Origin of the sequence: Brevibacillus choshinensis (genome assembly GCF_001420695.1) — a bacterium.
In the GTDB taxonomy this organism is placed as follows: domain Bacteria; phylum Bacillota; class Bacilli; order Brevibacillales; family Brevibacillaceae; genus Brevibacillus; species Brevibacillus choshinensis.
In genome coordinates, this window is record NZ_LJJB01000010.1 from 462,501 (window position 1) to 474,065 (window position 11,565).

At 50.7% G+C, this 11,565-nt stretch carries 13 protein-coding genes, 1 pseudogene and 1 riboswitch (1 of these 15 cut by a window edge); of the genes and pseudogenes, 5 read left to right on the forward strand and 9 right to left on the reverse strand.

Annotated elements, in window-relative coordinates:
* From AN963_RS12480 to AN963_RS12520, 9 genes are all read right to left on the reverse strand, one after another.
* Positions 1-724 carry the 5' portion of a serine hydrolase gene (locus tag AN963_RS12480; RefSeq protein WP_055744917.1) on the reverse strand. It extends 77 nt beyond the left edge of the window, so the window shows 724 of its 801 coding nt (coding positions 1-724); the start codon lies at positions 722-724; the stop codon falls past the left edge of the window.
* A gap of 23 nt (positions 725-747) precedes the next feature.
* Entirely contained in the window at positions 748-1,107 is a 360-nt protein-coding gene (locus AN963_RS12485; protein ID WP_055746271.1) for a cupin domain-containing protein, read from the reverse strand.
* A gap of 177 nt (positions 1,108-1,284) precedes the next feature.
* Positions 1,285-2,292 (reverse strand): ROK family protein, encoded by a 1,008-nt coding sequence (locus tag AN963_RS12490; RefSeq protein ID WP_055746272.1) that lies wholly within the window; start codon positions 2,290-2,292, stop codon positions 1,285-1,287.
* Between the two features lie 31 nt (positions 2,293-2,323).
* A complete protein-coding gene (locus AN963_RS12495) occupies positions 2,324-3,265 on the reverse strand; it encodes a 1-phosphofructokinase family hexose kinase (RefSeq protein WP_055744918.1) in 942 nt (313 codons plus the stop codon).
* A 1-nt stretch (position 3,266) separates the two neighbouring features.
* Entirely contained in the window at positions 3,267-4,358 is a 1,092-nt protein-coding gene (locus tag AN963_RS12500) for a bifunctional phosphoglucose/phosphomannose isomerase (protein WP_055744919.1), read from the reverse strand.
* A 48-nt stretch (positions 4,359-4,406) separates the two neighbouring features.
* Positions 4,407-5,270 (reverse strand): class II fructose-1,6-bisphosphate aldolase, encoded by an 864-nt coding sequence (gene fba / locus AN963_RS12505; protein WP_055744920.1) that lies wholly within the window; start codon positions 5,268-5,270, stop codon positions 4,407-4,409.
* 21 nt (positions 5,271-5,291) lie between these two features.
* On the reverse strand, positions 5,292-6,056 hold the full coding sequence (locus AN963_RS12510; protein WP_055744921.1) for a DeoR/GlpR family DNA-binding transcription regulator: 765 nt from the start codon (positions 6,054-6,056) through the stop codon (positions 5,292-5,294).
* 211 nt (positions 6,057-6,267) lie between these two features.
* Positions 6,268-6,954, reverse strand: coding sequence for a copper homeostasis protein CutC (locus AN963_RS12515; RefSeq protein ID WP_055744922.1), 687 nt, complete (start codon positions 6,952-6,954; stop codon positions 6,268-6,270).
* Between the two features lie 85 nt (positions 6,955-7,039).
* Entirely contained in the window at positions 7,040-8,047 is a 1,008-nt protein-coding gene (locus AN963_RS12520; RefSeq protein WP_055744923.1) for an asparaginase, read from the reverse strand.
* Positions 8,048-8,240: 193 nt separating this feature from the next.
* Positions 8,241-8,284, forward strand: a riboswitch (PreQ1 riboswitch).
* Between the two features lie 95 nt (positions 8,285-8,379).
* Between AN963_RS12520 and queC the strand changes: the two genes are divergently transcribed.
* The 5 genes and pseudogenes from queC to AN963_RS30320 all read left to right on the forward strand — a co-directional run.
* Positions 8,380-9,048, forward strand: a complete 669-nt coding sequence (queC, locus tag AN963_RS12525; RefSeq protein ID WP_055744924.1) for a 7-cyano-7-deazaguanine synthase QueC — start codon at positions 8,380-8,382, stop codon at positions 9,046-9,048.
* Positions 9,048-9,539, forward strand: coding sequence for a 6-carboxytetrahydropterin synthase QueD (queD, locus tag AN963_RS12530; protein ID WP_055744925.1), 492 nt, complete (start codon positions 9,048-9,050; stop codon positions 9,537-9,539). The genes queC and queD overlap by 1 nt, the downstream gene beginning before the upstream one ends.
* Positions 9,536-10,261 carry a 7-carboxy-7-deazaguanine synthase QueE gene (gene queE, locus AN963_RS12535; protein WP_055744926.1) on the forward strand — a complete coding sequence of 242 codons (726 nt, stop codon included), beginning with the start codon at positions 9,536-9,538 and terminating at the stop codon, positions 10,259-10,261. Before queD ends, queE begins: the two co-directional genes overlap by 4 nt.
* Before the next feature lie 82 nt (positions 10,262-10,343).
* On the forward strand, positions 10,344-10,841 hold the full coding sequence (queF, locus tag AN963_RS12540; RefSeq protein WP_055744927.1) for a preQ(1) synthase: 498 nt from the start codon (positions 10,344-10,346) through the stop codon (positions 10,839-10,841).
* A 121-nt stretch (positions 10,842-10,962) separates the two neighbouring features.
* Positions 10,963-11,565: pseudogene (locus AN963_RS30320) on the forward strand (IS3 family transposase); the annotation flags it as partial.

An 11,565-nucleotide genomic window follows, 5' to 3' on the forward strand; every position in this document is an offset into this window, starting at 1 on the left:
CTTGAACATTCTGCGATAGAGCCACGATGGAAAAACGGCGATCCCCCACGTACAAGACCCCAACATCATGCTGCCTTCCTGTGTCCCAGCCAGACTTGCAAGCTATTTCCCAGTCTGTCTCGTCTTCAGGTGATGGGAGCAAAGAAGGTAAACCGTTGCGAACTTGCTGCTTTTTCATGATCCCGATCATTTCCTCGCATGCCCGATGTGAGAGGAATTTGCTAGTTGCCAATCTGCCAAGCATCCGGGACACATCACAAGCAGTGATTGTGTTGTTTTCCGAGATATCTACAGGGTAAATCATGAGCTTGCGGGAATATTTGCTCTGCTGCATACCGAGCTCGAACATGGTCTGATCGATTCGCTCTTTTCCCACCAAATCAATTAGAACGTTTGTCGCTGTATTGTCGCTTTGAATGATCATCAAGGTAACCAGCTCTCGGATGGTCAGCTTCAGTCCTGGCGACAGCGTATACAGCAGTCCCGAGCCTTTGACAAGATCTTCTTTTCGCAAGGAGAGACGATCATCCATGGTAAACTGTCCTCGATCCGCCGCTGCGTACACGGCTGCCATGATTGGTACTTTGATGACGCTCTCTGCAATAAAGGATTCCTCTGCGCGATGCTCAAAGCGTGTTCCGTGATCCAAGTCTTCCACCACGACTCCCCAGCTTCCTTGTGCTTTGGCTAGCAAGTCAGACAGCTTTTGTCGTAATTGCTCCATCTATTTATCGACCCTCCCTGGCATCAGATCTGCTCTAGTTCTGCTACTGTTCTTTCATTCGTTACATTTCCGGTGTTCAACGTACTTGTCGGTTCCATCAGCACGACATGACATACCTCCGGCGCTACGGGACGATGCTCCACACCTTTCGGAACGATGATAAACTCGCCCTCTTCTACCCAGACTTCCCGGTCGCGAAATTGCATTTGCAACCTTCCTTTGATGACCAGGAACAGCTCGTCTTCCTCTTCATGATGATGCCAGACGAACTCCCCTTGCAGCTTTACCACCTTTATATGTGAATCATTGACTGTTCCTACGATCTTCGGGCTCCAGCATTCATCGAACTTCGAGAATTTTTCTGCGAGATTTACTTTATCCATGGTTGTCACCCCTTCCTCTCGTTTGTTTATTTGTTTGTGTAAGTACATCGGTCTTTGTCCTCTTTATCATACAATTATGAAAACGGTTAGGACAGGATTATTTGGATCACGCCGATGACGATAAAAAAGACGCCTGTTAGATCAGCAGACGTCGCCACTTTCTGATTCAGCGCGCAATTATTCAACCAGACGAGTCACACTTTCTCCGCTCCAGATGTCTGTTCGCAAGGCAAGCACTCCCGCACCCAACATACCAGCATCTGGCCCCAACGAGGCTCGAACAATCCTAGTATTTTCATGACCTGCTTTCATCACATGCCGTTTGACACTTCGCCGAACCGGATCGATGAGCAGATCCCCCGCTTCGGAAACGCCACCGCCGATGACCACCATTTGAGGATTAAACAAATTGACGATCAGCGAAACTGCCCAACCTGTTATTTCACATACTTCCTTCCATGTCTCTGCCGCGATGGGATCACCTTTGAGAACGGCGACAGCCACATCCTGCGCAGTCAATCTTTCCAGGTCACCACCTGCCATTTGCACAAGAGGCAGCATTTGCGCTTCCTCAGGAATTTCTTCCATGGCTCGTTGCAATCCTTCTTTCGCCAAGCGGACGATGCCTGCTGCTGATGCCACTGTCTCCACGCAGCCTATTTTTCCACAGTTGCATACGGCGGTATTACCTGGAACGGTAATGTGACCGAGCTCTCCGGATAGACCAAACGCCCCACGCAACAACTGCCCCTCGATGATGTTGCCCATGCCAATCCCTGTTCCAATGGGGATAAACGTCATGTGACTGACACCTTTCCCTGCACCAAACACGGCTTCCCCTAAGGTCGCAGTCCGCAAGTCGTTCTCAAAAGCCAGAGGTAATCGGACTGCTGCTGCCAACGGAGTCCGCACGTCTACTTGACGCAGACTCAGATTGGGCGAGTGAATGGAAATACCATTTGCGGCATCAAAAGGACCGGGGAATCCGACACCTACCGCTTCAACCGTTTCATGGACGCTCTTTTGCAGCTCCTCGATCAAATCCGCCATTCGCTCGATCAAAAGAGGCAGGTTGTTGTGCAGTCTCGTCTCTCTACTCCCGCGAGCAAGGATGCGTCCCGTCTCATCGAGCACTGCCCCTTTCATCGTCGTCCCACCCACATCCAGACCGATTACGTGCCGCATGCTCAGCCCCCTCTCTTCCTTCGTCATCAAGTCAAGAACCTTCCTGCTTCTGCGTAAGCGTGGGCCGCAGCAACCGTTCAACGAATTCGGGGTCCACGATTCCTGCCCCTACAGCCAATAAATTGGCTGCCGCACTCGCCATTCCCATCTGGACAGCTGCACTCCATTCCAGGCCTTTCAACCTGCCGGCGATCATGCCTGCCAGCAAGGCATCCCCGCATCCGACAGGATTGACGGCGTTCTCTACCTGGACAACAGGAAAATGCAGCTGCTCCTCTCCCGCTGAAAACCACGCCCCCTGCTCCCCCATTGACAAGAGAACCCTCTGTGCCCCATGCGAATGAATGTCGCGTAGAGCCTGCCCAATGGCAGTTTCACTTTCCAGCCGATAGCCGAGCAACGCTTCTGCCTCATCACGGTTCGGCTTTACTAAGTAAGGCTGAGCTTTCAATCCGTGGACGAGCGCAGTTCCACTCGCATCGAGTACCGGGAGCGCACCCGCCAGACGAACGAGCTCAATCAAAATCTGATACGCATCCAAAGGCACTCCTGCAGGCAAGCTCCCGGAGAAGCTGACATAGCTGGCTTGACTCGCCAGAAGCCTCAGCTTGCCTTTTAATTGCTCAAATGCGCGATCAGATACGACTGGCCCCTGCTCTAGTACTTCGGTTACCTCGCCGCTCTCTTCATCCAAAAACGTGAGACAGCAGCGTGATTCCCCTTCCGTTTCCACGAAGGCTGGAGCGATCCCCATCTTGGCACAGCCCTCCGCGATGAATCGTCCGTTGTGTCCTGCGACAAAGCCAGTCGCGATCACGTCCGTTCCCAGTGTTCTCGCTACCCGTGCTACATTGATCCCTTTGCCGCCTGGCAGGCTCAGTTGTTCTTGCGTACGGTGTAGCTGGCCTGGAATAAGCTTTGGAAGTCGGTATGTTTTGTCAATCGCGGCGTTTAACGTAACGGTCACGAGCATCCTATCGTACCTGCACCTGAACGAGCGGCTGCCCCATCTTGCTCTTGAAAAGATTGATGACCTCAACCGGAGTCGGATCGACACCACGGATCAGGGCGGTATACAAGGTCACGTAGTCAGCCAGATATACAATAGAGAAAAGGCGTGCCAGTCTTGAAATGCCTTGAGAATGCACGACCTGAACGGCGCCAGCCCGCTCTCGGAGGATGTCTGCACTGATCTCTACCCGTTTGCATGTCTTTTCACTGTCCTCCACATCACGGATCAAGGTAAAATGGTAGCCTTTCAACATAGCGGCAGGAGCATCCCATCCTACTGCCTCATCGTGATGCAGACTGGGAATTGCGTTCCAGAAAGCCATGACCTTCCCATTTTCCCCCAGCTGGTTTTTCCATCGCCAGGCCGGAGCATCAAAAAAAGGAAGAGTCCCGTAAATGACAGGTGTCAGACCGTCCATCTCTCGTGCGAGGCGCTTGGCAGGGTTCGTCGCGAGCGGTGATTGCAGGCCGTATTGCTGACGCAGAAGGGCAAACAGACCAATCGTCTCCGTGACTTCCTCAGATTTGTCTGTCACCATCCCTAGACGTGTCAGAATAGACAGCATCGGCAGAAAAATGTAGCCGAGCGCAATCCTTGGCATCATTCCTCCTGGAACTACGAGGTGCGCATGATTGTTACTGCGCGCCATTTTCAAAACCTGACCGCCCGCTGTAATGACGGCAATCTGCGCTTTGGCTACGATCGCCTGCTCGTAACCACTTATCACTTCCTCCGTATTACCCGAATGACTGACGACGATCACGAGTGTACTCTCGTTGACAAAGGCGGGAATCGTATAGCCCTGATTCAGCTGAAGGGGCACACGCAGCTCGTCAAACAAGTAAGACTTGAGCAGATTGACGCTGGCAGCAGACCCTCCGCCGGTCCCGAGCACGACGATACGGTCAATAGGACCTGTAATTGCTGAGACATCAAATTGACCAGATAATTCCCATCCTTCTGAAAATTGTTCGTCGTATTCATCCGTATCCCGTAACGCCTTGATTGTGTCCAGCCTTTCGATTGCCCCTACATCATCCAGATTGACCCGCATATCTGCTCATCCTTTCGTTCCTGCAAGTAGTTGGAAGGACTTTACGTTTTACTGTCCTGCTGCTTTGCCTATACACCCACACATGGTCATTTTCGCTTGAGCGATCGCCTTTACTGCCTGCTTGGCCCGCTTCATGTACGTCCGCGGATCATTTTCCTCGGGATTTTCACCAAACACCTGCTTGATTGCGTTTGAAAAAGCAATGCGAAGCTCAGTCGCCACGTTCATTTTAGCCATCCCCAGCGATACGGCGCGCTTTACCTGTTCTTCAGGAATGCCGGATCCACCGTGTAGAACCAGTGGCACCCCGACTCTACCCGCGATCTGCTCCAGACGAGAGAAAGCGATTTTGGGCTCGCCTTTATACATGCCGTGCGCGGTACCGATCGCAGGTGCCAGCGTATCCACCCCTGTCAAGGCAGCGAATTCCTCGCACTCCTGCGGATCGGCCAGCACGGCATCTGCTTCTGCCACCACCAATTCGTCCTCGACGCCACCCACTTTTCCCAGCTCCGCTTCTACGTTGACCCCTGTACGATGCGCCAGCTCTACGACCCGCTTCGTCTGCTCCACATTTTGCGTAAACGGGTGCATGGAGGCATCGATCATCACAGAAGTATAACCAGCCTTGATGCAACGCTCGATCAGTTCATAGTCGTGACAGTGATCCAGATGCAGAGCGATAGGGACTTGAACCGACGCCGCAGCCACCTGCGCAATCGCCGCCACATATTCCGGCCCCAGATGCTTGACCGTTCCCACCGTGGTCTGGAGAATCAGTGGAGACTGGGCTTCCTCCGCCGCTTCCACTACCGCCTGCAGCATTTCCAGCGTATGCACGTTAAACGCACCGACGCAGTACCCTTCCTTCCGTGCCCGCCTCAGCATTTCCGTCGATGATACTAATGACATGTCCGGATCACTCCTTGTCCATTAGGCTTGCGCTACTTCAATCTTGACCCCGAGTTCGAGAAACGAGGCTTGCGTCTGTATATCCAAGCGATCTGTAATAATCCGGTCCACATCGGACAAATCTGCGAAGCTGCTGAAATGCGACTCGCCAAACTTGGTGTGGTCGGCCAAGACGTAAACCTTCCGCGAGCGTTCCATCATGACCCGGTTTACTTTACTCTCCGCCAGAGACAACGTGGAGAATCCATCCTGCTCATGAATTCCATCTGCACCGATAAAGCATTTGTAGACGGACAGCTTTTTCAAGTTGTCCTCTGCAACAGTCCCTACGAGCGCGAAAGATTTTGCCCGCATTTCCCCGCCAATCAGGATAACATGGTGTACCACATGGCTGTTCAGCTCCATAGCTACGTTAACAGCATTGGTTACAACCGTCAGCTCCGCCACTTCGCCTAGCAGCTTGGCGAGCTCCATCGTTGTCGTTCCTGCTCCGAGGATCAATGTATCTCCTGGCTGTACGTGACGGAGCGCCTGTCGGGCAATTCGCGCCTTTTCTTCCATCCGCTCTGCCTGCTTTTCTATAAAGCTGCGTTCGACGGGCAAAAAGTTGGCAATCGACGCTCCGCCATGCACTCTTGACAACAATCCTTCTTGCTCCAGCTTGATTAAATCTTTGCGAATCGTGACCTCAGATACATCCAACAGCTTGCTCAGCTCAGCGACAGTTACGGTCTTTTCCTTGTTCACATTCGCTAGAATCTTGCTGTGTCTCTCTGTCGCTAACATGGAAAACGTCCTCCTCGCGATGAATGACATGACTACGTTCATCGTATCTATGTTTCATTTTGTTTCGATAAGTTTCGTTTTGTTTCATAATCATCCTAACACTTCCACCGAAAACCGTCAAACAAAATGAAATTTTCTGACAAAAATTAAAAAAGCCGAAACGCTCACCTTGGTGACTCCGGCTTTCTTAGGTTATTTTTGTATGATACTGCTATCGTTGAAACACATTCTTCAACGCTTGAACTTTTTGAACGTCTACGTATTTGAGAGCTTGTCCGTCTTCCCGGACTCCTGTACCAAAATGGATTTCGCTCACACCTGTCTTGTCGACGAGGCCCTTGACGTTTTCCAGAGACAATCCGCTGCCAGCCAAAATGGAGAGCTGTGTATGCGCGGTCAGTTGAACGAGCTCGGCAATGCACGCTGCTCCCTCTAATGCGCTTTTTTGTCCCCCTGAAGTCAGGATATGACGTATTTGCGGATAGCGCAAAATGGTTCTGGCAGCTTCCAGCTGGTCCGACGCTTCGTCAAACGCACGGTGGAAGGTCACGTCCAGACCATCTGCTTCGGCCAGGAGCCTTTCCAATCCTTTCAGATCGAGCTGCTTCTCATCCGTAAGCATGCCTATGACAATCCCGGCTGCACCGATTTCACGGATGACCCGAACATCTTCACGCATCACGTACAAATCGTCCTGTGTATAGCAAAACGTCTGGCTGTGGGGGCGTACCATGACATTGACGGGGATAGAAACAGCTTTGACAACTGCTTCCACCAATCCCCAGCTAGGAGTTAATCCGCCTTCCAAAATGCCTGTAATCAGCTCTAGCCGGTCCGCTCCCCCCCGCTCGGCACGTTTCGCATCCTCCACCGAGGTCGCAATGACTTCCACGAACATTCCCATTCCTCCGCTCTTTTTTCATAATGTGGACATCGTAAATGGTCAGGACGGTTTGTGCAAACAAGTGAAGTCGTAGGAAATGTTACCGTTTTTCCAGCGTAAACACCGCTCTTTTTTCCCCGACGACCCGTTGATTATCGTTTTTGATTTCTTCGGGCACCAATGCTTGCAATCGTTTGATGGTAGCTTCGTTGTCGTAGCCGATCTGCGTCAGGATCGATGCAATCACGAGCGGCCACACAAGCTCGGATCCGTCGATCACCTTGAGCGCAAAACTGATTCTTTCCTTTTTGAGTGCAAAACCGTATACACCCATAGCTCCGCCTTTGGCAATGATATTCGGATCTTCCAGCAAGGCCGTGCAAGTAAAATTGTGGCTTGCGACAATGTCAGGGTTTTCCGTCATCCAGCCTGTAATTTTGACCACGGCTTCGTGCGTTTCCTGGTCCTCGATCAGATCTGGACAGGCGAGCTTCAAATAAGAGATCGCCAAGTGTTTGAGTGGCAACGCGAAAACAGGAAATCCGCAGCCGTCTACCCCTAGCTGAATCTGCTCTCTCGGATAATCCGCCAGATCGGCAAAAGCGTCCAGTGCTTCTTGTTGCGCCGGATGCTCAATCTCGTAGTAATCATCGGTGGAAAAGCCACGCTCTTTGGATAACGCGAGAAAGCCCAAATGCTTTCCAGAGCAATTGTGAAATAACCGGCGCTTGGCTACCCCTTGAGACAGGCAGGCAAATTTCGGTTCATCATTTAATGGATAGGTTGGATTCGTGAGCAATTCTTCTTCCGCGATCCCCGTTTTCTTCAAGAGAGATTCCAATGCTTCCATATGGTACGCTTCGCCACGATGTGAAGCGGCGAACAAGGCCGCTTCTCTGCTTGTCAGTCCGAACTTTTCATCAATTTTCTGCTTGGCGACAGGAATGGCCTGAAACGGCTTGGCTGCAGACCGTAAAAAAGCGATGTGCATGTCATCCCCCGACGAGTAGATGACCTCGCCTCGCTCATTCACACCGCAAACCACGCCATAGTGGACATTTTCCAAAACGCCACCGCGATACTCTTCTACCAATGTGCTGTATTTCATCCTCGTCATCATCTCCACGGCATGATCGTTTCATCTTCGCAACGCCATACTAGCAGTCCGCTATTCGGGCGTCAATCGTATTTACACGAGTAAAAACCAGATAACAACAGCCCACATATATCCGATCTGTAGTATACTAGCAGAGGGCAAAGCCTGCATTTGCCCAACCGAATACGAAATCCATGCGGAAAGCATGGGAGAGGTTCGCGAACTCCCTCTATAAAAAACTAAGGTGTACAACAGTACCTTTCCTTGGTATTGTTTTGTTTTTTTTCAGAGCAAAGTTCAAGAACTCTCTTTCTTCCCCAAACACGTAAAGGAGATGGAGAGCGATGAAAAAGGAAAAAGCCGTCGTTGTATTCAGCGGAGGACAGGACAGCACGACTTGCCTGTTCTGGGCGAAGCAACAATTTGGCGAAGTAGAAACGATCACGTTTGACTACGGGCAACGGCACAAGCTAGAAATCGAATGTGCCCAAGAGATCGCCCAGGAGCTCGGCGTGGCCAACACCGTATTGGATATGAGCCTGTTGAATCAGCTCGCACCCAATGCCCTCACCCGCACAGACATCGATATCACCCAAGAGGAAGGTCAGCTGCCTTCTACATTCGTCGACGGGCGCAACCTGCTGTTTCTCTCGTTTGCAGGCGTATTTGCCAAACAGCGAGGCGCGCGTCATTTGATCACGGGCGTATGCGAGACGGATTTTAGCGGCTATCCAGATTGCCGCGATTCGTTTGTCAAATCCCTGAATGTGACGCTTAACCTGTCGATGGATTATCCGTTTGTGATTCACACTCCACTCATGTGGCTTAACAAGGCGGAAACATGGAAGCTGGCGGACGATCTGGGTGCTTTCACCTATATCCGCGAGAAAACCCTCACTTGCTACAACGGCATCAAAGGGGATGGCTGTGGCGAATGCCCTGCCTGCCATTTGCGAAAAGCCGGCCTGGACACGTACCTTTCCGAGAAAAACCTGCAAGGAGAGCATGCCTGATGAGCGCGAACTCCTTTGACTTTCGCATTGTCGACCGCATGCAGCAGCTTGGCACACATATTGAAAAGTCCCAGCTGCGCTATCACAACAAACGCGTCTTGGTCAGTAAAGAATTTACCTTTGACGCAGCCCACCATCTGCACGCCTACGAAGGCAAATGCAAAAACCTTCACGGCCATACGTACCAGGTCGTTTTTGGGATCAGCGGTCATCCTGACGAAATCGGGCTGGTCATCGATTTTGGTGACATCAAGCAAATATGGAAAGAGCACATCGAGATCTATCTGGATCATCGCTATTTAAATGAGATGCTCCCTCCTATGAATACCACGGCAGAAAACATGGTCGTCTGGATGTTCGAGCAAATGGAGAACCAACTGCAGTCAGAAGCTTACCGTGACAGATACAACGGAGCACGCGTGGAATTCGTTCGCTTGTTTGAGACACCCACCAGCTACGCCGAAGCAAGACGGGAGTGGATGTACGAATGAGCCGCATTCCCGTACTAGAAATCTTCGGGCCCACCATCCAAGGAGAAGGCATGGTCATCGGACAAAAAACGATGTTCGTGCGTACTGCCGGCTGCGATTACCGCTGCAGCTGGTGCGACTCCGCCTTTACTTGGGACGGCTCTGCTCGAAATGAAATCAAACAGATGACAGCAGAGGAAATCTGGGAGGAGCTTTCCCTTTTAGGCGGTGACTGCTTTTCCCATGTGACCATCTCTGGTGGTAATCCCGCTTTGCTGGAGAGCATCGGAGGACTGATTGAGCTATTGAAGGCTCATGGCATTCGCTCGGCAGTCGAGACACAGGGCAGTAAATGGCAGGACTGGCTGACACAGATCGATGATGTCACCATCTCCCCTAAGCCACCGAGCTCCGGTATGCAAACGGACTTCGATGTACTGGACCGGATCGTTGCGAATATGCTCAAAGCGAATCACCCGGGAGTTAGCTTGAAGGTCGTCGTCTTTGATGAAACAGACTTCGAATACGCCCGCAGCATCCACCGCCGTTATCCGAGCATTCCTTTCTACTTGCAGCCGGGAAATGCCGACCTCGTAGAAGCGAACACCGCGGAGCTGCGCGTGAAACTGCTGGAGACGTTTGAATGGTTGATCAATATGGCTATGGCTGCTCCTGATCTAAATGATGTGAAAGTACTTCCACAGCTGCACGCTCTCGTCTGGGGCAATAAGCGCGGCGTGTAAGTAGCGTTACGATACGAATAAGGCGACTAAAGCCGCTTTTAATAGAAGAACAAAATACGAATGGAAATGAGGCATACCCTATATGGCTAATCAACAGGAACGCGATCTTTCTTCTCTGACGCTCTTGGGCAATCAGGGCACTACTTACCCGAATACCTATGATCCAAGTGTGCTGGAGTCCTTTGACAACAAGCATCCGTATCGCGATTACTTCGTCAAATTCAACTGTCCAGAATTCACTAGCCTGTGCCCGATTACCGGACAGCCTGACTTTGCGACCATCTACATCAGCTACATCCCCGACATCAAAATGGTCGAGAGCAAAGCACTCAAGCTCTACTTGTTTTCGTTCCGTAATCATGGCGACTTTCACGAGGACTGCGTAAACATCATCATGAATGACCTGATCAAGCTGATGGATCCGCGCTATATCGAGGTATGGGGCAAGTTTACTCCGCGCGGCGGCATTTCAATCGATCCGTACTGCAATTATGGGAAGCCTGGAACCAAGTACGAGGAAATGGCGATGCATCGGTTGATGAATCATGATATGTATCCGGAGAAAGTGGATAATCGGTAGAAGTAGATATAGGCACAAACGAGAAAACCCTTATTTGTGGTAATATCCCCTCATGGTTGACTGTGTTTAAAACCCCACTGTTACAATTGGGTAAGACACAATTGACCAGAGGGGATTTTTTATGGCTAAAAAGGGACAGACATATAAGGTCTATACGGAAGAGGAAAAAATGGAAGCGGTACGTCTTTACGAGTCCGGAGTATCGTCTAGAGAAGTCGCCAGAAGATTAGGTATTCCAGAAAAAAGACAGGTGTTGAACTGGGTTAATAAGGTTCGTATTGGGGAGACACTGACAGCTTATCGATCTAATCAAACCTGGCGAAAAGGGCGTCCAAAATCCAAATTCACAAGCATTGAGGAAGAGCTAGCTTACATAAAAGCGGAGAATGAATATCTAAAAAAGCGATATCCAAATCTAAACGGGGAGTGACTTCGAAGAAAGCAAGGTTCTCAATCATTGAACAAATGCGAACCAGATATCGATTATCATGGTTACTCAGTTTTGCAAAAGTATCCCGTGCGGGATATTACAAATGGAGAAAGTCCAAAGAGTCAGCTGTTCGACGCTGCGAAAAGGAAGTCAATCTAAAGGAACATATCTTAAGTATCCATCGCGTGCATCCTTATTACGGTTACTTACGAATAACAGTTGCCCTACGCAAAGAAGGATTACAAATCAATCACAAGCGTGTCTATCGATTGATGAAGGAATTAGGCATTCGCT